This window comes from Erwinia typographi (assembly GCF_000773975.1).
Lineage (GTDB): Bacteria > Pseudomonadota > Gammaproteobacteria > Enterobacterales > Enterobacteriaceae > Erwinia > Erwinia typographi.
Genome location: NZ_JRUQ01000019.1, coordinates 236,394 through 260,751, shown reverse-complemented (window position 1 = coordinate 260,751; position 24,358 = coordinate 236,394). Strand labels below are relative to the sequence as shown.

At 56.9% G+C, this 24,358-nt stretch carries 21 protein-coding genes; 10 read left to right on the top strand and 11 right to left on the bottom strand.

The features are described from left to right. Positions 1-101 precede the first annotated feature (101 nt). Genes NG99_RS05985 through NG99_RS05970 form a run of 4 tightly spaced genes read right to left on the bottom strand, consistent with a single transcriptional unit; the run spans position 102 to position 3,467 of the window. Positions 102-740 (bottom strand): N-carbamoylsarcosine amidohydrolase, encoded by a 639-nt coding sequence (locus NG99_RS05985; protein ID WP_034889367.1) that lies wholly within the window; start codon positions 738-740, stop codon positions 102-104. Positions 741-751: 11 nt separating this feature from the next. Next, on the bottom strand, positions 752-1,504 hold the full coding sequence (locus NG99_RS05980; protein ID WP_034889364.1) for a maleate cis-trans isomerase family protein: 753 nt from the start codon (positions 1,502-1,504) through the stop codon (positions 752-754). Next, positions 1,501-2,322 carry an alpha/beta fold hydrolase gene (locus tag NG99_RS05975; RefSeq protein ID WP_034889361.1) on the bottom strand — a complete coding sequence of 274 codons (822 nt, stop codon included), beginning with the start codon at positions 2,320-2,322 and terminating at the stop codon, positions 1,501-1,503. The genes NG99_RS05980 and NG99_RS05975 overlap by 4 nt, the downstream gene beginning before the upstream one ends. Then, positions 2,322-3,467, bottom strand: coding sequence for an FAD-dependent monooxygenase (locus NG99_RS05970; protein ID WP_034889358.1), 1,146 nt, complete (start codon positions 3,465-3,467; stop codon positions 2,322-2,324). Before NG99_RS05970 ends, NG99_RS05975 begins: the two co-directional genes overlap by 1 nt. A 313-nt stretch (positions 3,468-3,780) precedes the next feature. On the opposite strand from NG99_RS05970, the gene NG99_RS05965 reads away from it, so the two are divergent. The 5 genes from NG99_RS05965 (at position 3,781) to NG99_RS05945 (ending at position 10,497) form a co-directional block, all read left to right on the top strand. Continuing rightward, the gene (locus NG99_RS05965; protein WP_034889355.1) at positions 3,781-4,833 is read left to right on the top strand and encodes a 2,5-dihydroxypyridine 5,6-dioxygenase; all 1,053 of its coding nucleotides are present in this window, start codon (positions 3,781-3,783) and stop codon (positions 4,831-4,833) included. Positions 4,834-4,911: 78 nt separating this feature from the next. Beyond that, entirely contained in the window at positions 4,912-5,373 is a 462-nt protein-coding gene (locus NG99_RS05960; RefSeq protein WP_034889352.1) for a MarR family winged helix-turn-helix transcriptional regulator, read from the top strand. A gap of 38 nt (positions 5,374-5,411) precedes the next feature. After that, positions 5,412-5,945 (top strand): (2Fe-2S)-binding protein, encoded by a 534-nt coding sequence (locus NG99_RS05955; RefSeq protein WP_034889349.1) that lies wholly within the window; start codon positions 5,412-5,414, stop codon positions 5,943-5,945. Continuing rightward, entirely contained in the window at positions 5,942-9,511 is a 3,570-nt protein-coding gene (locus tag NG99_RS05950; RefSeq protein WP_034889347.1) for a molybdopterin cofactor-binding domain-containing protein, read from the top strand. The genes NG99_RS05955 and NG99_RS05950 overlap by 4 nt, the downstream gene beginning before the upstream one ends. Positions 9,512-9,525: 14 nt before the next feature. Then, positions 9,526-10,497 (top strand): XdhC family protein, encoded by a 972-nt coding sequence (locus NG99_RS05945; protein ID WP_034889345.1) that lies wholly within the window; start codon positions 9,526-9,528, stop codon positions 10,495-10,497. On the opposite strand, the gene NG99_RS05940 is transcribed toward NG99_RS05945, so the two are convergent. After that, the gene (locus tag NG99_RS05940; protein WP_034889343.1) at positions 10,481-11,053 is read right to left on the bottom strand and encodes a nucleotidyltransferase family protein; all 573 of its coding nucleotides are present in this window, start codon (positions 11,051-11,053) and stop codon (positions 10,481-10,483) included. The genes NG99_RS05945 and NG99_RS05940 overlap by 17 nt on opposite strands. 189 nt (positions 11,054-11,242) lie before the next feature. Here NG99_RS05940 and NG99_RS05935 point away from each other — a divergent pair, with 189 nt between their 5' ends. Beyond that, positions 11,243-12,556, top strand: a complete 1,314-nt coding sequence (locus NG99_RS05935) for an NCS2 family permease (protein WP_034889342.1) — start codon at positions 11,243-11,245, stop codon at positions 12,554-12,556. Between the two features lie 75 nt (positions 12,557-12,631). Here NG99_RS05935 and NG99_RS05930 read toward each other — a convergent pair whose 3' ends face one another. From NG99_RS05930 to rpmH, 6 genes are all read right to left on the bottom strand, one after another. Next, positions 12,632-13,372, bottom strand: coding sequence for a 4'-phosphopantetheinyl transferase family protein (locus NG99_RS05930; RefSeq protein WP_034889340.1), 741 nt, complete (start codon positions 13,370-13,372; stop codon positions 12,632-12,634). Positions 13,373-13,564: 192 nt separating this feature from the next. Further along, on the bottom strand, positions 13,565-14,929 hold the full coding sequence (gene mnmE, locus NG99_RS05925; RefSeq protein WP_157032564.1) for a tRNA uridine-5-carboxymethylaminomethyl(34) synthesis GTPase MnmE: 1,365 nt from the start codon (positions 14,927-14,929) through the stop codon (positions 13,565-13,567). Between the two features lie 185 nt (positions 14,930-15,114). After that, positions 15,115-16,761 (bottom strand): membrane protein insertase YidC, encoded by a 1,647-nt coding sequence (gene yidC / locus NG99_RS05920; RefSeq protein ID WP_034889335.1) that lies wholly within the window; start codon positions 16,759-16,761, stop codon positions 15,115-15,117. A gap of 2 nt (positions 16,762-16,763) precedes the next feature. Further along, a complete protein-coding gene (gene yidD, locus NG99_RS28045; RefSeq protein WP_072017545.1) occupies positions 16,764-17,021 on the bottom strand; it encodes a membrane protein insertion efficiency factor YidD in 258 nt (85 codons plus the stop codon). Next, positions 16,985-17,344 (bottom strand): ribonuclease P protein component, encoded by a 360-nt coding sequence (gene rnpA, locus NG99_RS05915; RefSeq protein WP_034889333.1) that lies wholly within the window; start codon positions 17,342-17,344, stop codon positions 16,985-16,987. Before rnpA ends, yidD begins: the two co-directional genes overlap by 37 nt. Positions 17,345-17,361: 17 nt before the next feature. Continuing rightward, a complete protein-coding gene (gene rpmH, locus NG99_RS28040; RefSeq protein WP_013204567.1) occupies positions 17,362-17,502 on the bottom strand; it encodes a 50S ribosomal protein L34 in 141 nt (46 codons plus the stop codon). 602 nt (positions 17,503-18,104) lie between these two features. Here rpmH and dnaA point away from each other — a divergent pair. From dnaA to gyrB, 4 genes are all read left to right on the top strand, one after another. Continuing rightward, positions 18,105-19,496, top strand: a complete 1,392-nt coding sequence (gene dnaA, locus NG99_RS05910; RefSeq protein ID WP_034889331.1) for a chromosomal replication initiator protein DnaA — start codon at positions 18,105-18,107, stop codon at positions 19,494-19,496. Positions 19,497-19,500: 4 nt separating this feature from the next. Next, on the top strand, positions 19,501-20,601 hold the full coding sequence (dnaN, locus tag NG99_RS05905) for a DNA polymerase III subunit beta (protein ID WP_034889329.1): 1,101 nt from the start codon (positions 19,501-19,503) through the stop codon (positions 20,599-20,601). Between the two features lie 186 nt (positions 20,602-20,787). Further along, positions 20,788-21,873 carry a DNA replication/repair protein RecF gene (gene recF / locus NG99_RS05900; RefSeq protein WP_034889327.1) on the top strand — a complete coding sequence of 362 codons (1,086 nt, stop codon included), beginning with the start codon at positions 20,788-20,790 and terminating at the stop codon, positions 21,871-21,873. Positions 21,874-21,890: 17 nt separating this feature from the next. Further along, entirely contained in the window at positions 21,891-24,299 is a 2,409-nt protein-coding gene (gene gyrB, locus NG99_RS05895; protein WP_034889326.1) for a DNA topoisomerase (ATP-hydrolyzing) subunit B, read from the top strand. Positions 24,300-24,358 lie beyond the last annotated feature (59 nt).

Sequence of the window (24,358 nt, the reverse complement as noted above, 5' to 3'; positions counted from 1 at the left end):
ATTTTCTCCGGGCGCAAACCCTGATGGGTAGATAGTTATGCGTTTCACTGACACATGAAACCTGTTCTTTGTGCGCACTCCGTGCAGGTGGATAAGCGCCCTTAACGGGCGCTGAACTGTCCGAGATACTCAAGCGTGGTGGCCTTGGACACCACATCGCCGTACTTACTGTCGATATCAAACAAGTTGGCTTCGTGCGGCGCAGCGTGGCGATCGCCCACGCATTCCCGCACCACCATCGCGCGTAAGCCGTATTGCAATGCGTCTACGGCGCTGGCGCGCACGCAGCCGCTGGTGGAGCACCCGGCGATGATTAGGGTGTCGATCCCTTCCGTCATCAGCAACGATGCCAGTGCCGTACCAAAAAACGCGCTGGCGTACTGCTTGGTGATTACGACCTCGTCCGGCAAGGGCAGTACGCCCGGATAGAACGCGGCCAGCGGATTGCCTTCCACCATGTCGCGCATTACCGGCGCTTTCTGCACCCAGATACCGCCATCTCGTTGATGCTGCGGGTGATAACGGATCTGAGTGTGGATCACCGGAATGCCGTTACGGCGCGCCGTGGTCAGCAATGTCTCCGCTTCCTGCACTGCCGCGACTACACCCGGCGCAAACAGCGGCGCACCCGGCGTGGTATAGCCTTGAAGAAAATCGATCATCAGCAGAGCCGGGCGTTTGCCAAAGCCGATACGGTTACCCCAGACACCGGCATAATTGTCACTGGCACTTTGTGTCATCAGCTATCTCCTCACCAGGCGCCGGACAACAAGGCGCCGGCGCCGGGCACCACCGGTTCCAGCTCCAGCGCTTTCAACAGTGCGTACGTGGTGGCGATCGCGGCGGTGATCACCGGTTTACCGGTTTGCGCTTCGACTTTGGCTACCGCAGGCAGTGAGGGCATTTGCACACAGGCCGACAGCACTACCACATCGACGTCATCCAGCGACATATCGGCAACAATGCCCGGCAGATTACTGGGATCGTGCTGGGCGACCGCGAGATTGTCGGCAATCTCCAGCGCGCGCCACACGGTAACTTCAATGCCTTCGCGCCGGATGTAATCCACCACCAGCTCGGTCAGCGGTTTCATGTAGGGTGCGACCAGCGCGATCTTTTTCGCGCCCATAATATGCAGCGCATCTACCAGCGCCCCGGCGCTGGTGATCACCGGCGCAAGGGCATCATTTCCGCGCGTGACGGCGGTAAGACGCTGTTGTGACTGGCGGTGATAACCCGGCCCCATCGCCATGATCGCCACCAGGCAGGCATAACCCAGCACATCGACTTTTGCGTCCGACAGTTCCAGGGCGCAGCGGTCCGACTCCTTATCCATCGCCGCCAGCTCATCTTTGTTGACGTGCTTCATACGCATGCGGCTGGAGTGAAAGGTGAAGCGCTCCGGGCGGATCAGCTGACGCGCCTGCAACATGGCGGGGATTTCAGTTTCCATCGTAATGTTGGAACTCGGCACGATTTGGCCGATACGGTATGGGCGGGTCATGGCTGGGCCTCCGCTTGCAGGGGGGCGCCCAGGAAAGTACCAAAGGCAGCGAAGAAGCCGGGGAAGTCATCCCAGGGGATCATATGTCCGGCCTGTTCCACATGGGTGATGGCAATAGTGGGCAGCAGTTCGCGAATTTCCGCTTCATCTTCCGGCAGGATCACCCCGCCTTTGCCCGCGACCATCAGCAGCGTTTTGGCCGGCAGCTGGTGAAAACAGTGATGGATATCGAGCTGATGAAAATCGTCGTAGGCCTGACGGATAGCCGGTTCATAGCAGGTGGGTAGCCACTCAGCGCGTAGCTGGCGCTGTTCTTCCGTCCAGCTCGGGCAATATTTCTTCATCGCTTCAGCATCCATACCCTGCTGCGCCTCGCGGATCGAATCCTGATACCACGGCCACTGGCCCGGATAGGGGCGACGGCCTGGTCCCGAGACTGGGGGATCAATCAGCGACAGCGACAGTACGCCTTCCGGCTGCTTAACCGCCGCGCGCATGATAAAACGCGCGCCCATAGAATGGCCGATAAGATGGTACTGAGTCAGGCCCATCGCCCCGGCAAAGGCGTTAATATCATCAGCGCAACTTTCTGTGCCATAGTCCAGATCCTCGCCGCTGCTGGATAACCCGCGACCGCGCGCATCCAGCACCCAGGTATCAAACTGCTGACCAAAAACTTCCGCGACAAAACCCCAGGTTATTGCCGGGCTGGTGATGCCTGGCACCAGAATCACCGTCGGGCCTTTACCGCCAAAGCGCAGATAGTGCTGGCGAATGCCGTTAGCCAGCACCTGACCACCGTTGATAAAAGTGCTCATTACGCCCCCTCGCTTTTCAGCGGTGCGGCGAAGACATCGTAGCCGTACACCCAGGCCGGATCTTCCTGCGTGCGCAGGAAAGTGTTGGCGTTAGAGACCGCCTGCACGCCAGAGGCTCGTTCTTTGCGGTTGACTTCATACAGGCGGAAGGCGGTGCTGTAATCTTCAAGGCCGGTTTCCGTCAGGCAGCGCGTCAGCATCGCGGCATCTTCGATAGCCATGGCTGCGCCCTGCGCCATATGCGGTTTCATCGGGTGGCAGGCGTCGCCGAGCAGCACAATGCGCCCTTCACTCCACACTGGCAGCGGCTGGCGATTGAGCAGCGGCCACTTGGTGACGCTCTCACTGCACTCGATCAGCGCCTGTACCACCGGATGGTAATGGCCGAAGGTTTCCAGCATTTCCTGCTGGCTGCTGTCGACAAAACTGCCTTTGAAATCCCACGCCGGGTGCGGTACACCGGAGACGTAGTAATATTCGTCGCGTGATTTGGTGGTGTAGTAAACCATCAGGTGACGATCTTCCGACCACCATTTCACGCAATCTTCGAAATCGAGGTTGTACTTACGCAGCTGTTCGCCACGGATCAGCGCGCGATGCGCCACCCAGCCGCTGTAAGTTGGCGCCTCCACGCCTAACAGGTGTTCACGCAGTTTCGAGTTGATGCCATCGGCGCCAATCACGATATCGGCGCGCTCTTCGCTGCCATCCTGGAAACGCAGCACCACGTCGCTACCGCTGTCTTCTACGCTGCTCAGGCATTTGCCAAAGTGGATCGAACCTGGCGACATACTGGTCATCTGCATCGCCTGCAAATCGCCGCGATGGACCGTGACGTAAGCCGCGCCGTACTCTTTGCGCGCAAATTCGCCCAGCGGAATCCGCGAGAGGTATTCACCGGTTTCACCATCGCGGCTGAACCAGAAGTCCGGGTGTGAGGCCAAATCTTCCAGCTGTTGTTCGATCCCCATACGACGAAACACTTTCAGGACGTTGGGTCCCATGTGGATACCGGCACCGAGACGCGAAAAAACCGGACTCTGCTCATAAACCTGCACATTGAAGCCGGCTTTCTGTAACAAAGACCCAGCGGCCAGGCCGCCAAGACCCGCGCCAACGATCGCAATGCGTTTCATATTGCTCATATTTTCCTCTCAAAACTCAGGCTAATTTAAAGGTACACCTGCAGCATTGGTTTCTTACTTTGCTTGGGTTATGTAGTGTGTACGCTTTAATTATTGACGCTATTTTTTTGTGAATTGCAATGGTTATCATGGTTAAAACTTCATGACATGATGTTAATCACAGCATTGACTCTGAGTTAAATAGGCTTTTCTTATGACCAAAAGAAATGCTTGCACTCTTCTTTGCAACACGTCTATAACAAATAGATGTAGTGTGTTCGCTATAAAAAGCTGAATTTTTAGCCAGCAACATCTAACCTGAGAGGAATCCGCAATGGCCGTTAACCAGAGTCAGTTAGGACAGATGTTTGAGCAGGTGTTACATCTGTCTAAAGTCGATGCCACCCAGAGCGTCGCCATTCTGAAAAGTCATTATTCTGATGCTCGCACCGTGCAGGCCGCGACCGATGCTGCACTAAGATTGGGCGCTAAGGTGTATTGCGTGGAGCTGCCAGCCTTTAATCATCCCACGGCGATGGGCAACGACATGACCGCCTACTGCGGCGATACCGCGTTGACGGGCAACATTGCGGCCCAGCGCGCGCTGGAAGCGGCAGACCTGATTGTCGATACCATGATGCTGCTGCATTCGCCTGAGCAGGAGCAGATCCTGAAAACCGGGACCCGGATCCTGCTGGCCGTTGAACCGCCAGAAGTGTTGGCACGAATGTTGCCAACGGAAGAGGACAAGACGCGAGTGCTGGCCGCCGCCGCTGTGCTGGAGAAAGCGCGCATCATGACGGTGAAATCGCAGGCGGGCAGCGATTTCCGCGCACCGCTGGGACAGTATCCGACGGTGACCGAATACGGCTATGCCGATGAGCCGGGCCGCTGGGATCACTGGCCCAGCGGTTTCTTGTTCACCTGGCCGAACGAAGATCAGGCGGAAGGGGTGTTGGTGTTGGAAGTGGGCGATATCCTGCTGCCGTTCAAATCGTATGCCCGTGAACGCATCACGCTGGAAATAGAGAAAGGTTTTGTCACCAGGATCCACGGCGGCTTTGAAGCAGAATATCTGCGTGATTATATGAGCTACTTCAACGACCCGGAAGTGTATGGCATTTCACATATCGGCTGGGGTTTACAGCCTCGCGCGCAGTGGACCGCAATGGGCCTGCACGATAAAAACGACGGCATGTGTATGGATGCGCGCGCGTTTTACGGCAATTTCCTGTTCTCCACCGGCCCGAATACCGAGGTCGGCGGCAAACGTAAAACGCCATGCCATATGGATATCGCGCTTCGTCGTTGTGACATCAAAGTTGACGATCTGCTGGTGGTAGCCGAAGGCCAGGTAGTGGCGCCGGAAGCTTCACTGGCACGTTAATATTGCGCAGGGAGCGGCTGTCAGCGCAGTGACAATGCATTACACTGCCTGGCAGTATCCGGGAAAAAGGACCTTTTTATGTCGCACGACCCTACTTCCCTCGCGGAAGAAAATTACGACTACACCCAGCAGGTTGGCCATCTGCTGCGTAAAGTTTACCAGCGCCATGTGGCGATTTTTCAGCAGCATGTGGGTGATTCACAGATCACGGCGGTGCAATTTATTACCCTTTGTGCGCTACGTGACCACGGCCCCAGCGCGCAGAACGATTTGGTGCGTTATACCGCCGTCGATCAGGCCACCATTCGCGGTGTGGTTGAACGTTTGAAAGCACGCGATCTGGTCAGTCTTGGCCCCGATCCGACCGATAAACGCAAGGTTATTGTGATGCTGACCGGGGCCGGACAGGCGCTGATTCAGCACACTACAAACAACGCGATTCACATCACTGAAATGACGTACGGGCAGCTGAATCCAGCCGAACGAGTCGCGCTGGTTTATCTGCTCAGGAAAATGCTGGACGACACGAGCCAGTCATAACCCAGGACGAGTGAGCCGCCCTGGTAAGGTGGTCAATAATGAAAATGATGGCACAACAGTCTGCCACGACGGTTTCACCTGCAAATTTACGCCGTTATGTTTTAAAGGTTAATGGCGAAGAGAGAGAAGTGACCAGCTATCGCGATACCTCGTTATTGCTGGTGCTACGCAATGAATTATCTCTCAATGGCCCGAAGTACGGCTGCGGTCTGGGCGAATGCGGTGCCTGTACCGTGATGATTGACGGCGTTGCCGCGCGCGCCTGCGTCATCCCGGCGTATGGCGTACGGCAGCGCGCCATTACTACCCTTGAAGGATTAGGCCAGCGCGACGCGCTGCATCCGGTGCAGCAGGCGTTTATTGATGAACAGGCCGCGCAATGCGGTTACTGTCTGAACGGCATGATCATGACCACCGCCGCGCTGCTGCAAGATCTACCGTGCCCCAGCGACCAGCAAATCCGTTCCGCCCTGAGTGGCAATTTGTGCCGTTGCGGTACCCATCAGGAGATCCTCTGCGCGGTGAAGCGCGCGGTACAACTCTGCCTGGAGCAGGCGGAGGCGCAGCAATGAGCCATTCCGCTGTACCGACCCAGCAACAACTACTGGCAGCAGACAATGTGTTGCTGATTGTTGATGAGGTCCAGCCGCCGCCCGGCCTGGTGCCAAAGGGCCAGACGCCAACCCTCAAACCGAAAGAGCTGGCGCTGTTCATTGCCATCGATGGTCAGGGCAGCGTATGGGCCTTTAACGGCCATGTCGATCTCGGCACCGGGGTAAAAACCTCACTGACGCAAATTGTCGCGGAAGAACTTAATCTGCGCATGGACCAGGTACAGATGGTGCTGGGCGATACGCTCCGCGTGCCAAATCAGGGGGCGACCATTGCCAGCGCCACCTTACAGATTTCCGCCGTGCCGTTACGCAAAGCCGCCGCCGAGGCGCGCCGCTGGCTGACACAGCGTGCGGCAGAACGTTTACAGGTTCCAGCGGAAGCGTTATCGCTTGATGCCGGGGAATTCCGCCTGGCAAATGGCACAACCCTGAGCTTTGCCGAGCTGGTTAACGGCCAGCGCTGCCAGTTACGCATTTCTGATGATGTCCCGTTAAAACCAGCCGGTGAATACCGGATAGTGGGCACCAGCTCGCGGCGCGTTGATATTCCGGGCAAAGCCACCGGTGAACTGACCTGGGTGCACGATATGCGCCTGCCCGACATGCTACATGGCCGGGTGATCCGCCCACCCTATGCCGGTTATGACACCGGGCAATTTGTGGGTACGTCATTTCTTAGCATCGATGAAAATTCAATTGCGCATCTCGACGGTATCGTCAAAGTGGTGCAAATCGCTGATTTCGTTGGCGTAGTGGCCGAACGTGAAGAGCAGGCCATCGCCGCAATGGAAGCCCTCAAAGTACACTGGAAGCCATGGAAGCCTATGCTGCCGGATATGCGCGACGTGGAACAGGCGATTCGTGATAACCCAAGGACTTCGCGCGTGGTGCACGATACCGGCGAGGTGGATGCCGCACTGGAAAACGTCGCGCAGCGTTTTACCCGCAGCTACGTCTGGCCATATCAGCTGCACGGCTCTATCGGTCCCTCCTGCGCCGTAGCCGCTTATGATGCGACGGGCCTGCAGGTGTGGAGCGGCACGCAGAATCCACATCTGCTGCGTGCCGATCTCGCCTGGCTGTTTGAGATCCCGGAAAGCGACATCGACGTGAATCGTATGGAAGCGGCAGGTTGCTATGGCCGCAACTGCGCCGATGATGTGGCCGCCGATGCCGCGCTGCTTTCCCGAGCCGTCGGTAAGCCTGTGCGCGTCCAGCTGACTCGCGCGCAGGAACACATTTGGGAGCCGAAAGGCACCGCACAGCTGATGGACGTGGATGGTGGGCTTGATGCCGCTGGCAACCCGCAGGTCTATGATTTCACTACCTCCTATCCTTCTAACGGCGCACCCACGCTGGCGCTGCTGTTGACCGGACGCGTGGAGCCGGTAGCGCTGGCTTATGAGATGGGCGATCGCACCTCGATCCCACCCTACGACTTTCCTCATATGCGCATTACCATTGAAGATATGGCGCCAATTGTGCGCGCCTCGTGGATGCGCGGCGTCTCGGCGCTGCCCAATACCTTCGCCCACGAATCCTATATGGATGAACTGGCGCACGCGGCAGGTGTTGATCCGGTCGAGTACCGGCTGCGCTATATCCCGGATAAACGTGCGGCGGAACTGATCCGGTCGACTGCCGACCGCGCAGGCTGGACGCCGCGTGCTGAACCGATGCAAAACACCAGCGAACCCGGCGTGTTGCGTGGTCGCGGATTCGCCTATGCGCGCTACATCCACAGTAAATTTCCCGGCTTCGGCGCGGCCTGGGCGGCCTGGGTAGCCGATGTGGCGATTGATAAGCAGAGCGGCGAAATTGCCGTAACGCGCATCACCGTTGGTCACGATGCCGGCATGATGGTCAATCCTGACGGCGTGAAGCACCAGATCCACGGCAACGTTATCCAGTCCACCAGCCGCGTGCTGAAAGAGCAGGTAACGATTGAAAGCAATATGATCGCCAGCCAGGAATGGGGCAGCTATCCGATCCTGACCTTCCCGGAAGTGCCGGATATTGATGTGATGATGGTGCCACGCCCTGATGAGCCACCGCTGGGCGCGGGGGAATCGGCGTCGGTTCCCAGCGCTGCCGCTATCGCCAACGCGGTGTTCGACGCTACCGGTATTCGCTTTCGCGAGTTACCGATCACTTCGGATAAATTGCGTCAGGCGATGAATGGGCCGGACCCGCAGCCAGAGCCGAAGTTACCTGCACCTGAAAGGAAAAAAACGGCCCGCCGCCGGTGGGCGTTGGGCGGCGCTGCCGGTTTGCTCGGCGCTGCGATGGGTATCGCCACCAATGCATTGCCATGGCGTGCCGCTATCGAACCGGTTGCGCCTCCTGAGGCCGGGAGCTGGTCGACGGCGATGCTGGAGCGGGGGCGTCAGGTGGCCGCGGCCGGTGACTGCGCCGTGTGTCATACCACTGAAGGCGGGGCTACCAATGCCGGTGGCCTGAAGATGGACACGCCATTCGGCACCCTCTTTTCCACCAATATCACGCCGGATAAAAAAACCGGTATCGGCAACTGGTCGTTTAATGCTTTTGACCGCGCCATGCGCCAGGGTATCAGCCGCGATGGCCATCATCTCTACCCGGCATTTCCCTACACCTCATTTCGTCAGCTGAGCGAAGGCGATATGCAGGCGCTGTATGCCTGGTTGATGTCGCAACCGGCGGTGGAGCAGGCCCCGCCCGCCAATGAGATGCGTTTTCCGTTCAATATGCGCTTCCTGATGGCTGGCTGGAATGCCCTCTATCTGCGCACGGGTGAATATCAGAACGACCCTGGCAAAAGCGCCGAATGGAATCGGGGGGCGTACCTGGTGAATGGCGCGGGCCACTGCGGCGCCTGCCATTCACCGCGCAATCTGATGGGGGCGGAAAAAGGCGGTAATCAGTTCCTCGCCGGTGGCTGGGTCGACGGCTGGGAAGCACCTGCGCTCAATCAGTTAAGTAAATCGCCTCAGCCCTTGAGCGCCGCATCGCTCTATACCTATCTGCGCAACGGTTACGACGACAAACATGGCGTGGCTGCCGGACCGATGGCCCCGGTAGTCAGTCATCTGGCTACGCTGCCGGAGGCTGATGTCCGTGCTATGGCAAGCTATTTAGCGGATATCAACGGCCAGACGGTGATACCCGAGCCAACGGCACAGCCGTCAATGAAGCCAGCGTGGAATACCGCCGCCGGGGAACGCTTGTTTAAAGGCGCATGTCAGGCGTGCCATAGCGCCAGTGAAGGTGGACCGAAGCTGTTCGGCGTCAGCCCGTCCATGGCGAACAGCAGCAGCCTGACCAGCGCAACGCCGGATAACCTGTTGCAGGTGGTGTTACACGGGATCGATAAGCCAGCCACCGATGCACTGGGTTATATGCCCGGTTTCGCTGGCAGCCTGTCGGATAAGCAGGTAGCGGATATCGCGGCGTATCTGCGCCAGCGTTACGCCCCGAACGAACCTGCCTGGGCCGACTTAACGGAAAAAGTGGCGCAGGTACGCGCGAATCCCAGCAGTCACTGACGCGGAGGAAATGTATGTTATCACTCGATCAACGCGTGGTTGACCAGGGATTACAGTGGTTACAGCAGGGAAAAGCGATCTGGTTATGCACCGTACTGCATAGCTGGGGTTCGGCGCCGCGCTCTCCGGGAGCGATGCTGGTAGCGGACGCGGAAGGTCACTGGAGCGGTTCGCTTTCGGGAGGCTGTATCGAAGAGGATTTTCTCGCACGGCTGCAACAGGGCGCTTATCCCCATGCCAGCGAGCGGGTTCGTTACGGCGCGGGAGGGTTGTCGCCACCTGTTCAGCTCCCGTGCGGCGGCATCCTGGATGTGCTGGTGGAGCGGATTGAACCGCAGGAGCGGTCACTGGCGTTGCTGAGCGCCATGCAGGAGGCACTGAGTGGCGGCTCACGGCTGACACGTTATATCACCCCTGGCCGCGATCATGAGTGGCAGACGTTGGCAGCGGACGAGCCTCTGGCCCTGCTGAGATACGACGATGATAGCGTTGTGCTGCCGGTGGGTGCGGTGACTACGGTACTGATTGCCGGTTTTTCCGCCGTCGCCAGTGATTGTATTCTTCTGGCGCTGATGCTGGGTTTCCGCGTGGTGGTTTGTGAACACCGGGATGCTGAATTTGATCAATTACGTGCGGCGGTAATGGCCTGCGAAAATCTGCATTGCATCCAGCAACATCCGGCACGCTATCTGGAGCAGTCGGGTGCCTCGGCGGGAACGGCGATCCTCTGTCTTACCCACGATCCGCGTGTCGATGATCTGACGCTGATGGAAGCTGTTCATACGCCCGCGTTTTACATTGGCGCAATGGGATCGACCAGCAATAGCCAGAAACGTCTGCAGCGTCTGGCCGAGCTGGGAGGCTTATCGGATCAGGCGCTGGCGCGCATTCATGCCCCGGTCGGGCTGCCGATTGGTAGCAAAACTCCCGGAGAGATTGCGCTGGCAACGCTGGCAGATATTGTGCGCGTCAGGAACGGTTTGTAGTTTCTGGTAGATCCGCATCGACAATCACCCCGGCGTGGGCGCTGATTTTTTGCAGGATCATTGGGTCCAGCAGTGCGCGTGCGCCGTTATCCCCGGTTAACCGGCTTAGCGCTTCGCCATAACTTGCCGCGAACCCCACCGGATGGCCGGGTTGTTCCTGCCAGCAGAGCCTGACCTGCTGAGCGCCATCTGCAAGCGCGCGAGCCACGCGCTGATGGTCTTGCGTTGTCACCCATGCCATATCCCCTGGCTGGATCAGCCATCCTGACCAGTTCCTTGTGTGCTGCACGGCCGCCGCAATACTCTCGCCACTGCCGTTGCTGGCAACGGCGATCGCGGGAATGTGGCGCCGATCGGCCAGATCGAGGATGGTGTCATATTCGGGGCGGGTTACCAGCAGCAGTGGAAGGCCCGAGGTTTGCGCCTGTTGCAGGGTTAGCGCCAGTAAGCTTTGCTGGTTCTGTTGCAGAGCCAGCAGTTTATTGCCCCGTCCTCCGGCTTGCTTGTAGCGTGTACCCAGGCCAGCAGCCAGAATGATGATGCCCGGTGTCTTCATGCAAAGGTCCATGATTAAAGTAGGGTAAGCGCTAGTATCGCGAGGCCTGGTGGTATTCGCGACAATTTTTCCACACCTTGTGAAAAAGCAGCGCAATCGGTTGCGAAAAACCCCGGCGGCAAGCTCCCAAAATCACAATTATAGGTTAGGATAGCCGACGATAACTTTTCTCCGTTTTGGAATCACATAATGAACAATCCAGGTCTACTACAGCGGATCTTTAAACTGCAGGAACACGGTACGACGGCGCGTACTGAAGTGATTGCGGGTTTCACCACCTTTCTGACGATGGTCTATATCGTTTTTGTAAACCCACAAATTCTCGGCGTGGCCGGGATGAATACCCAGGCCGTTTTTGTCACCACCTGCCTGATTGCGGCCTTTGGCAGCATTCTGATGGGGCTGGTGGCTAACCTGCCGGTTGCGCTGGCACCGGCCATGGGCCTCAACGCGTTCTTCGCTTTTGTGGTCGTTGGCGCAATGGGTATTTCCTGGCAGGTAGGCATGGGAGCCATCTTCTGGGGGGCTGTCGGCCTGCTGCTGCTGACCATTTTCCGTATTCGTTACTGGATGATCGCCAACATCCCGGTTAGCCTGCGCGTGGGGATTACCGCCGGTATCGGTCTGTTTATTGCGATGATCGGCCTGAAAAATGCCGGTATTGTGGTGCCAAACAAAGACACGCTGGTGGCGGTAGGGGATTTAAGCTCGCATAGCGTGCTGCTGGGCGCGCTCGGCTTCTTTATTATTGCCATCCTGGCCTCGCGTAATATTCATATCGCCGTGCTGGTTTCTATTGTGATCACCACACTGATCGGCCTGGCGATTGGCGACGTGAAATACGGCGGCGTGTTTTCCGCCCCAACCGGCATTAGCTCCGTTCTGGGCCAGGTTGACCTTGCCGGATCGCTGAACGTTGGCATGGCCGGGATTATCTTCTCCTTCATGCTGGTCAACCTGTTCGACTCCTCCGGCACGCTGATTGGCGTGACGGACAAAGCTGGCCTGACCAACGAGAAAGGGACCTTCCCACGCATGAAGCAGGCGCTGTATGTGGACAGCATCAGCTCCGTAGCGGGCGCCTATATCGGCACCTCCTCCGTTACCGCCTATATCGAAAGCTCGTCAGGCGTTTCCGTCGGCGGTCGTACCGGCCTGATGGCGGTGGTAACCGGCATCCTGTTCCTGCTGGTGATGTTCCTGTCGCCGCTGGCGGGCATGGTTCCTGCCTATGCGGCCGCTGGCGCGCTGATCTATGTGGGTGTGCTGATGACCTCCAGCCTGGCTCGCGTAAAGTGGGATGACCTCACCGAGGCCGTTCCCGCATTCGTCACTACCGCGATGATGCCGTTCAGCTTCTCGATCACCGAAGGCATTGCGCTGGGCTTTATCTCTTACTGCGTGATGAAGTTGGGGACGGGGCGCTGGCGTGAAATCAGCCCTTGCGTGGTGGTTGTGGCGCTGCTGTTCGTGTTGAAAATCATCTTTATCGACGCCCACTAAGGGCGTTTAGCAGGCCCGCTAAGGCTGGCCTGCTTACTCTTTCACAGGCGGCGTCCCGCTTGCCTGCTCACGGGTTCAGCTTTGCAGCACTCTCTCCTGCGGCAGGCTGGTCAGACGCAGCACGCGCTGGCCCATCTCCGGCCTGTTTATCTGAATTTCCTGTAGCCTCGTCCAGTGCTTCTCCTCGTCATACTCCCAGAGGTGCAGGCGCTCGCTGCCCGGCGACAGCGCGCAGGACCAGATCATCAACGGGTCAACGTCAGAGATGGCCTGAATATCAGGAAAGCGCAGGGAGCGTAAACGGCCGGAAGCGGGATGCAGGCGTAGCGAGTCGCTGCTGACATCCTCGATCCCGGTCAGTTTCAGCAAACTTTTACGCATTGACCAAAGCTGCAGGGCCGCCTCGCTGGGATCGTTTTGCGCGTTTATCCATGCTTTTTCGCCTGAGGATAAATCCCGCAGATACTGTTCCTGGGTTTGACGGCTGTGCGCGCGAATAATCTCCATGCCAAGACCGGCGCGGCCGCCTTCCTCCGCCAGCAGTACGCCAATGATGTTACCCGCATAGGCGAGGCTGAAGTCAGGGAGATCGCGGTCAACAAAGCACGGGCGACCGCAGAGGCTCTGGGTCAGTTCAGGAAGTTGAGTAATGCCATAGACGCGCAGCATCAGGTCGGCCAGCAGAGAGCGGGCCGTAAGAAAGCGCGCACGGCGTTTTTCAGCCAGGGTGCTGGCAAAATCAATCAGGTGTTGAGGGAGTCGCTGCACCGAGGGGGTGCCGTGGACAAGGGTCCTGCGTGCAAAATGACTTGCCATCTGTCGCTCCGTGAAAATGGTCGGAAAATCATCATCGCTATTGTAAGAATTTTCTTAGGAAAAAACACCCCACTTTACCGGTATGTGGGGTTTTTCAGATTAAGATCATGCTTTTTCCTCACTCAGAGGAGGAGTGTACGCAGCAGGAGGGTGAAACCGGCAGATCGTATCAGCAGGCGGTTAGGATAATGCTTACTTGCCAATACAGAAGCTGGAGAAAATGCGGCCCAGTAAATCGTCGGAGGTAAACTCCCCGGTAATCTCGCTTAAGCAATGCTGAGCGACTCGTAATTCTTCCGCCAGCAGCTCGCCTGCCCGGGCGCCCAGCAGCTGCGCTCTGCCCTCAAGTAAGTGAGTGGATGCTAACTCGAGCGCCTGCAAATGGCGACGGCGCGCCAGGAAACCGCCCTCTATATTGCCGGAAAAGCCCATGCTTTCCTTCAGATGGTTGCGCAGCAGATCAACGCCTTCGCCGGTTCGCGCGGACAGGCGAATAAGTGAGTGACCATTCACTTCCTTGATACCCAGCGTCTCGCCAGTGACGTCGGCTTTATTACGCACTACGGTAATCGGTAACGTCGCCGGCAGGCGGGCAATAAAGTCAGGCCAGATCGCGGCAGGTTCGGTTTCCCCGGTCGTGGTGCCGTCAACCATAAACAGCACCCGGTCCGCCTGTTCGATCTCATTCCACGCACGTTCGATACCAATACGCTCCACTTCGTCGCTGGCTTCGCGTAATCCTGCCGTATCAATGATATGCAGCGGCATACCGTCAATATGAATATGTTCGCGCAGGACGTCACGCGTGGTTCCGGCGATAGCGGTGACAATCGCTGCTTCCCGACCTGCCAGCGCGTTCAGCAGGCTGGATTTTCCAGCATTAGGACGACCGGCAATCACTACCTTCATCCCTTCGCGCAGCAGGCTTCCCTGACGCGCTTCGGCATGCACGCCGTCCAGATCGGCAATAACCTGGTTGAGCTGCGCTTCGATTTTACCGTCTGACAGGAAGTCAATTTCCTCATCAGGGAAGTCGATCGCTGCTTCCACGTAGATTCGCAGGTTAGTAAGTGCTTCCACAAGATGGTTAACCCGCCGCGAGAAGGCGCCCTGAAGCGAATTCAGCGCGGAGCGGGCGGCCTGTTCTGAACTGGCGTCGATCAGGTCGGCAATCGCTTCGGCCTGCGCCAGGTCAAGCTTATCGTTGAGGAACGCACGTTCTGAGAATTCGCCAGGACGCGCGATCCGCACGCCCGGCAGCGCAACAATCCGCTTAAGCAGCAAATCCAGGATCACCGGGCCGCCGTGTCCCTGAAGTTCCAGAACGTCTTCACCGGTAAAGGAGTTAGGGCCAGGAAACCACAGCGCAATACCCTGATCCAGCGCGTTGCCTTCACTATCGCGGAAAGGCAGATAGTCGGCGTAGCGGGGTGTCGGCAGCTTGCCCAGTAGCGTCTGTGCCACCTCAGCGGCTTTGCTGCCGGAAACGCGCAGAATACCTACGCCACCGCGGCCTGGCGGCGTCGCCTGGGCGACGATAGTCTCACTCTGACTCATACTGGACTCTCTTTTTAAGGCAAAAATTAAGGCGGCCATTTGACCGCCTTAATCATAACGATTGTTAGCACGGCTGGCACGGAGGGAATTTGCCGCTGCTTATTGTGCAAAAGGGCGGAATAAATTCCGCCCTTTTTCGTTCTGCTGGCATCTCACTGCCGGGGCGAAGACGCTCGCCTCACAGGTTACGCTTTCTTCTTGTCGCGGCTGTGTAAGCCACGCTTTTCCAGGCCGCGATAGATCAGCTGCTGCTGGATGATGGTCACCAGGTTACTGACGATGTAGTACAGCACCAGGCCTGATGGGAACCACAGGAAGAACACGGTGAAGATGACCGGCATAAAGGTCATGATCTTCTGCTGCATCGGGTCGGTCACGGTGGTCGGCGACATCTTCTGGATGAAGAACATCGTGATGCCCATCAGGATCGGCAGGATATAGTACGGGTCCTGCGCAGACAGGTCATGAATCCACAGGGCGAACGGCGCGTGGCGCAGTTCAATCGAGCCCATCAGCATGTAATACAGCGCCAGGAAGATAGGCATCTGGATAACCAGCGGCAGACAGCCGCCCAGCGGGTTCACTTTCTCAGCTTTATACAGCGCCATCATCTCCTGACTCATGCGCTGCTTGTCTTCACCTAAACGCTCACGCATCGCCTGAATCTTCGGCTGCAGCATACGCATTTTCGCCATGGAGGTATACTGCGCTTTGGTCAGCGGGTACATGATGCCACGCACGATAAAGGTGATAACGATAATAGAGAAGCCCCAGTTACCGATAAAGCTGTGCAGGAACTTCAGCAGTTTGAACAGCGGCTGAGAGATAAACCACAGCCAGCCGTAATCTACCGTCAGGTCCAGATGTGGCGCGATAGCGGCCATCTTGTCCTGAATTTCCGGGCCAACCCACAGGGTGGCAGAGAGGTTCTGCTGCGCGCCGGGCGCGATGGAAACCGGTGCGGATTTGTAGCCTACGGCCGCAATACCGTTACCCAGGTTGCTGGTATAAAGGGTGTTGGCGCCATTGGTACGAGGCACCCACGCGGTAGCGAAATACTGCTGAAGCATGGCCACCCAGCCATTGGTGGTGGTGGTGTTCAGGTTTTCGTTATCGCTGATTTTGTCGAACTTGTACTTCTCGTAGTTGCTCTCACTGCTGGAGTAAGCCGCGCCACGGAAGGTGTGCAACGCAAAGTTATTGCTGCCGGTATCGCGGTGCTTAGGCAGGTCGATGGTCTGCTTCAGCTGGCCAAACATCGCCACTTCCAGCGGCTGCTGGCTGGTGTTGTTAACCTGATAATCCACGTTAATCGCAAACTCACCGCGCTTCAGCACGAAGGTTTTGGTGTAGGTTACGCCGTTTTCAGCGGTCCAGGTCATCGGGATACGCAGTTCGCTCTGGCCGTCCGCCATCTCAAAGCTGTCCTGAGTGGTGGTGAACAGAGGACGATCGCCGTTAGCCGGGTTGTCCGGGCCGTTACGGCCGGTCAGACCGCTTTGCGCCTGATACAGAAAACCAGGGTTGGTTTCCAGCAGTTGGAATGGCTGTGAAGAACCCAGTTTGTCAGGGTAAGTCAGCAGCTGCGCCTGTTCGATATCGCCACCACGGGTGTTGATATGTAAAGACAGGACATCAGTCTTAACGGTGATCGTTTTGCCCTGGCCGCTGGCAGGAACGCCCTGGTTTGCGGCATCACCGGCTGAGCTGGTCGTGTTTTGCGTGGTCTGAGTCTGCGCGGGCTGCGGAGCGTGGTCCGTCTGCCAGGCTTGCCAGATCATAAAAGACACGAACAGAAAAGCGATGAGAAAAAGATTGCGTTGCGAATCCATCGTTAATGTTCTCTGTTATCGTCGGTTTTTGGCGGGACCGGATCGTCGCCACCCGGGTTCAAAGGGTGGCATTTTAATACGCGTTTCATCGTCAACCAACTGCCTTTTATCACTCCAAACCTGCGCAAGGCCTCAATACCGTATTGAGAGCAGGTCGGATGGAAACGACAGTGGGGGCCTAACAGCGGACTGATCGCGCGTTGATACACCCGAATCAACGCGATCAGGAGCCGCGAGCCAGGCGACAGTGACGACGCCATAGTTTCTCCAACGCTTCCGTCAGCGCACGGTTATCCAAGTCAGCCACGCCCTTTTTCGCCACGATCACAAAATCCATTGCTGGAAGTTCGTGCTGACGCAGGCGAAAACTTTCGCGGGTCAATCTCTTGATCCGGTTGCGTTCATGCGCGCGCTTAACGTGTTTTTTGGCGACGGTAAGACCGATGCGGGGATGCCCCAGCGAATTCAGGCGGCCGAGAATAGTAATTTGCGGCGTGCCAGCTCTTTGTGGCTGCTGGAAGACGAAAGTGAAATGAGTGGGAGTTAACAAACGTAACTCCCTGGGAAATGCGAGCTTAACCACTCAGCGGTTAGCTTTTATTACTTAGAAACGGTCAGGCGTGAACGGCCTTTAGCACGACGACGTGCCAGAACCTGTTGACCATTTTTTGTTGCCATACGAGCACGGAAACCGTGTGAACGGTTGCGCTTCAGTACGGACGGTTGAAAAGTGCGTTTCATGGCGATTTCTACCTAAACTTGGAAAATTTTCACTGGGTGACGCGTTTTGGTGGTCAGAAAACCGACCGACGCCTCAGTGTGTCTTTAATAAAGAGGCGGGATTGTAATAATTGTACAGCCCGGAGTCAATTTACTTCGCGTTAAAAGCCGCGTCTGGATATCCCGTTCGACCGCTAAACCAGCCGGTACGGGCCAGAGCGCAACACGCCGGGGCGGGAATTATACGGCGTCTGGGGTAAAGCGCAAGGATCGTGCAGGATCTTCTTGCGATCTCTTACATCGTGTTTGCGACAATAACGTGACGCCACCTTTAAAATTCAATGAATGCAGACGATCCTGAATGCCTTTTGAGCGCGATCGCGTTAACGTATCCCCGCAGCGATGGCCTGTGGATAAATTGGATCAAAACTGTGTAGAAAGTGAAGATCTCTGCTTCGCTTTACGCTATGATCCGCCCTTCCGTTTGCGATCCTTCGGGTCGATCGAGGACGGGATAACCGTGGACAGCGGTTCGTATGTGCGTCATCTGCATGCGTCAACAATGATGAATTTATCGCTTCAGCGCCTTTTTTCTTATCGAATTTTTTCGAGTGGAGTCCGCCGTGTCACTAACGCTTTGGCAACAGTGTCTTGCCCGTTTGCAGGATGAACTACCTGCCACCGAATTCAGCATGTGGATACGCCCGTTGCAGGCAGAATTAAACGACAACACGTTGGCCTTGTATGCACCAAACCGTTTTGTGCTCGATTGGGTTCGGGATAAATACCTTAACAATATTAACGGGCTGCTGAATGATTTCTGCGGTACGGACGTGCCGTTGCTGCGCTTTGAAGTGGGCAGCAAGCCCATTACGCGGCAGATCAGTCAGCCGGTGATGGCCAGCGCGCAGGCCAGCGTGCCAGTACAGGGAACCCGCCCGGCGCCTTCGCGACCCAGCTGGGACAACATGCCGGCGCCGGCAGAGCTGTCTTACCGCTCAAACGTCAACACCAAGCACAACTTTGATAACTTTGTTGAAGGTAAATCAAACCAGCTGGCCCGCGCGGCCGCCCGCCAGGTCGCGGATAATCCTGGCGGCGCCTACAATCCCTTATTCCTATATGGCGGCACGGGTCTTGGGAAAACGCACCTGTTACATGCGGTAGGCAACGGGATTATGGCGCGCAAACCGAATGCCAAAGTGGTCTATATGCATTCTGAACGCTTTGTGCAGGACATGGTCAAGGCGCTGCAAAATAACGCGATTGAAGAGTTTAAACGCTACTATCGCTCGGTGGACGCGCTGCTCATCGATGACATTCAGTTCTTTGCCAATAAAGAACGTTCTCAGGAAGAATTTTTCCACACTTTTAATGCGCTGCTGGAAGGCAATCAGCAGATCATCCTGACCTCGGATCGCTATCCGAAAGAGATCAACGGCGTGGAAGATCGCCTGAAATCACGCTTTGGCTGGGGGCTGACGGTGGCGATCGAGCCGCCGGAGCTGGAAACCCGCGTAGCGATCCTGATGAAAAAGGCCGATGAGAACGACATCCGCCTGCCGGGCGAGGTGGCTTTCTTCATCGCCAAACGATTACGGTCTAACGTGCGTGAGCTGGAAGGCGCGCTGAACCGCGTCATTGCCAACGCCAATTTCACCGGTCGGGCGATCACCATTGATTTTGTGCGGGAAGCCCTGCGCGATCTGCTGGCGCTTCAGGAGAAATTGGTTACCATCGACAACATCCAGAAAACGGTGGCAGAGTATTATAAAATCAAAGTGGCCGATCTCCTTTCCAAGCGGCGCTCCCGCTCGGTGGCCCGCCCGCGTCAGATGGCAATGGCGATGGCTAAAGAGTTGACCAACCACAGTTTGCCGGAAATCGGTGATGCTTTCGGGGGTCGTGACCATACTACGGTGCTGCATGCCTGTCGTAAAATCGAACAGCTGCGTGAAGAAAGTCACGATATTAAAGAAGATTTCTCAAATCTAATCAGAACATTATCTTCCTGACGCTATGAAATTTATTGTAGAACGCGAGCATTTACTCAAGCCCTTACAGCAGGTCAGCAGCCCCCTGGGGGGACGGCCGACGTTACCGATCCTCGGCAACCTGCTTTTACAGGTGAATGAAGGCAGTCTGCTGCTGACCGGCACCGATCTTGAAATGGAAATGGTGGCCCGTGTCGCGCTGACACAGGATCACGAGCCGGGCGCCACGACCGTGCCGGCGCGTAAGTTTTTTGATATCTGCCGTGGCCTGCCTGAAGGCGCAGAAATTACCGTGATGCTGGATGGCGACAGAATGCTGGTGCGGTCAGGCCGCAGCCGTTTTTCGCTCTCTACGCTGCCGGCCAGCGACTTCCCGAACCTGGACGACTGGCAGAGCGAGGTAGAGTTCACCCTGCCGCAGGCAACGATGAAGCGGCTGATCGAAGCCACGCAGTTCTCTATGGCGCATCAGGACGTTCGTTATTATCTGAACGGTATGCTGTTTGAAACCGAAGGGGAAGAGCTGCGTACGGTAGCCACCGACGGTCACCGCCTTGCCGTATGCTCAATGCCGGTAGGCCAGTCGCTGCCGAGTCATTCGGTGATCGTGCCGCGTAAAGGGGTGATTGAGCTGGTTCGTCTGCTGGACGGCGGAGACACGCCGCTACAGGTACAGATTGGCAGCAACAATATCCGCGCTCACGTTGGCGATTTTATCTTCACTTCCAAGCTGGTTGACGGTCGTTTCCCTGATTATCGCCGCGTATTGCCGAAGAACCCTGACAAAACGCTGGATGCCGGCTGTGACATTCTCAAGCAGGCCTTCGCCCGCGCGGCCATCCTCTCAAACGAGAAGTTCCGTGGCGTTCGCCTCTATGTCAGCGAAAATCAGCTGAAAATCACTGCGAATAACCCTGAGCAGGAAGAAGCGGAAGAGATGCTCGACGTGACCTATGGCGGCACCGATCTGGAAATCGGCTTCAACGTCAGCTACGTGCTGGACGTGCTCAACGCCCTGAAATGCGAGAATGTCCGGCTGCTGCTGACCGATTCCGTTTCCAGCGTGCAGATTGAAGACGCCGCCAGCCAAAGCGCGGCCTATGTCGTGATGCCAATGCGGTTATAATCTGTCGGGCTAACTTGCCTGCCATGTTGGGCGTGGTGAGCGCGCAGATCCTCAGGTACTTTATGTCCTCGTCGGTTTTGCGCGCTGGCCGCAGTCAGACTGGTCACGCCGCTAACGCTCTGGTCCTGATTTGCCACGTTTACGGATCGCAGCAGCATTTATGATATCGTACCGGATCACCTACTCATGGCTTTAACCCGCCTTCTAATCAAAGACTTTCGCAATATTGAAAATGCGGATCTGGCGCTGGCGCCCGGCTTCAATTTTTTGGTTGGCGCCAACGGCAGCGGCAAAACCAGCGTGCTCGAAGCGATTTATACCCTGGGCCACGGTCGGGCATTTCGCAGCCTGCAGGCGGGAAGGGTGATCCGCCATGAACAGGATGCCTTTGTCCTGCACGGTCGTATTGAGGGGGCAGGACGCGAAATCTCCGTCGGCCTGACTAAAAATCGCGCCGGAGACAGCAAGGTGCGTATCGATGGCAGCGACGGACACAAAGTGGCGGAGCTGGCGCAGATGCTGCCGATGCAGCTGATCACCCCCGAAGGCTTTACGCTGCTTAACGGCGGCCCTAAATACCGCCGAGCCTATGTTGACTGGGGCTGTTTTCATAATGAACCCGGCTTTTTCACCGCCTGGAGCAATCTCCGGCGACTGCTGAAGCAGAGAAATGCGGCTCTGCGCCAGGTTTCGCGCTACCAGCAGATCCGCGCCTGGGATCAGGAGCTGGCTCCGCTGGCTGAACAGATTAGCCGCTGGCGAGCGGCCTACAGTGAGGCCATCGCCGGAGATATCAACGCCACCTGCGCGCAATTTTTACCTGAGTTTCAGCTGGACTTCTCTTTTCAGCGCGGCTGGGATAAAGAAACGGATTACGGCGAGCTGCTTGAGCGTCAGTTTGAACGCGATCGGGCGCTGACCTACACCGCCAGCGGGCCACACAAGGCGGACTTTCGCATCCGCGCTGACGGCACGCCGGTTGAAGATTTACTGTCACGCGGCCAGTTAAAGCTGCTGATGTGCGCCCTGAGACTGGCGCAGGGTGAATTTCTCACCCGACAGAATGGGCAACGATGCCTGTATCTGATAGATGATTTTGCCTCTGAGCTGGATGAAACGCGTCGGCAACTGCTGGCGTCACGTTTGAAGGCCACTCATGCCCAGGTTTTTGTCAGCGCCATTGGTGCTGAGCATGTGTTCGACATGGCTGACGAAAAGGGCAAGATGTTCCACGTAGAACAGGGTAAAATAGCGGTTCAACCTGAAGATTAAACGAGCGAGAAACGTTGATGTCGAATTCTTATGACTCCTCAAGTATCAAAGTTCTGAAAGGGCTTGATGCAGTACGCAAGCGCCCAGGTATGTATATCGGCGATACGGATGACGGTACCGGTCTGCATCACATGGTATTCGAGGTCGTGGATAACGCTATCGATGAAGCGCTCGCCGGTCACTGTAAAGATATTATTGTTACTATTCATGCAGATAACTCCGTTTCCGTGCAGGATGACGGCCGTGGTATTCCTACCGGCATCCATGAAGAGGAGGGTATCTCTGCGGCGGAAGTGATCATGACCGTTCTGCACGCAGGCGGTAAGTTTGATGACAACTCGTATAAAGTATCCGGTGGTCTGCACGGCGTGGGCGTGTCGGTGGTTAACGCGCTGTCCGAAAAGCTGGAGCTGACCATTCGTCGCGAAGGCAAGGTTCACCAGCAGATTTACGTCCACGGCGTGCCGCAGGCTCCGCTGAACGTGACGGGTGAAACCGATCTGACCGGTACCCGCGTGCGTTTCTGGCCAAGCCATGAGACCTTTACTAACGTCACCGATTTTGAGTATGAAATCCTTGCCAAGCGTCTGCGTGAGCTCTCGTTCCTTAACTCTGGCGTCTCCATCAGGCTGGAAGACAAGCGTGACGCCCGCCAGGATCACTATCACTACGAAGGCGGCATCAAGGCATTCGTCGAGTATCTGAATAAGAACAAAACGCCAATTCATCCGAATGTCTTCTACTTCTCAACGGAAAAAGACGGCATTGGCGTGGAAGTGGCGCTGCAGTGGAACGACGGTTTCCAGGAAAACATCTACTGCTTTACTAACAACATTCCGCAGCGCGATGGCGGCACGCACCTTGTCGGCTTCCGTACCGCGATGACGCGCACCCTCAACGCCTACATGGACAAAGAAGGCTACAGCAAAAAAGCCAAGGTCAGCGCCACTGGTGACGATGCTCGTGAAGGGCTGATTGCGGTAATTTCCGTGAAGGTGCCCGATCCTAAATTCTCCTCGCAAACCAAAGATAAGCTGGTTTCATCCGAGGTGAAGAGCGCGGTTGAACAGCAGATGAATGAGCTGCTGGCGGAATACCTGCTGGAAAACCCAGGCGATGCGAAAATCGTTGTTGGCAAAATTATCGATGCGGCCCGCGCCCGTGAAGCGGCCCGTCGCGCACGCGAGATGACCCGCCGTAAAGGCGCGCTGGACCTGGCTGGCCTGCCGGGCAAGCTGGCGGACTGCCAGGAGCGCGACCCGGCGCTGTGCGAAATCTACCTGGTGGAAGGTGACTCTGCTGGCGGATCGGCCAAGCAGGGGCGTAACCGTAAAAACCAGGCGATCCTGCCGCTTAAGGGGAAAATCCTCAACGTTGAGAAGGCGCGCTTTGACAAAATGCTCGCTTCGCAGGAAGTTGCCACGCTGATCACCGCGCTGGGCTGCGGCATTGGCCGTGACGAGTACAACCCGGACAAGCTGCGCTATCACAGCATCATCATCATGACCGATGCGGACGTGGATGGTTCACACATTCGTACCCTGCTGCTAACGTTCTTCTACCGTCAGATGCCTGAAATCATCGAGCGCGGCCATGTGTATATTGCCCAGCCGCCGCTTTACAAGGTGAAGAAAGGCAAGCAGGAGCAGTACATCAAGGATGATGACGCGATGGATCAATATCAAATCGCTATTGCGCTGGATGGCGCGACGCTGCATACCAATGCTGATGCGCCGGCGCTGGGCGGCGGACCGCTGGAAACAATGGTGTCAGAATTCAACAGCACCCGCAAAATGATCAAGCGGATGGAGCGCCGCTACCCGGTCGCCCTGCTGAACACGTTGATCTATCATTCAACCCTGAGTGACCTTTCCGCTCAGGCTCCGGTTCAGGCCTGGGTTGACGGGCTGGTAGCCATGCTGAACGAGAAAGAGCAGCACGGCAGCGCCTATCAGGGGCTGGTGCGCGAGAACCTTGAGCTGCATATCTTTGAACCGGTGGTACGCATTCGTACTCACGGCGTCGATACCGATTACCGGCTGGATAACGAGTTCATCACCGGCGGCGAATATCGCAGAATCTGCGCGCTGGGTGAAAAGCTGCGCGGTCTGATCGAAGAAGATGCCTTTATCGAACGCGGCGAGCGCCGTCAGCCTGTCGACAGCTTCGAGCAGGCGATGGACTGGCTGGTGAAGGAGTCGCGCCGCGGCCTTTCGGTACAGCGCTACAAAGGTCTGGGCGAGATGAACCCGGAGCAGCTGTGGGAAACCACGATGGACCCAGACAGCCGCCGTATGCTGCGGGTGACGGTGAAAGATGCGATTGCCGCCGATCAGCTGTTCACCACGCTGATGGGCGACGCCGTTGAGCCTCGCCGTGCGTTTATCGAAGAGAATGCGCTGAAAGCCGCTAATATCGATATCTGATAGCGCGCTTTGCTGAACAGAAAGGCAGGTCTGAGGATCTGCCTTTTTTTATGGCGCTT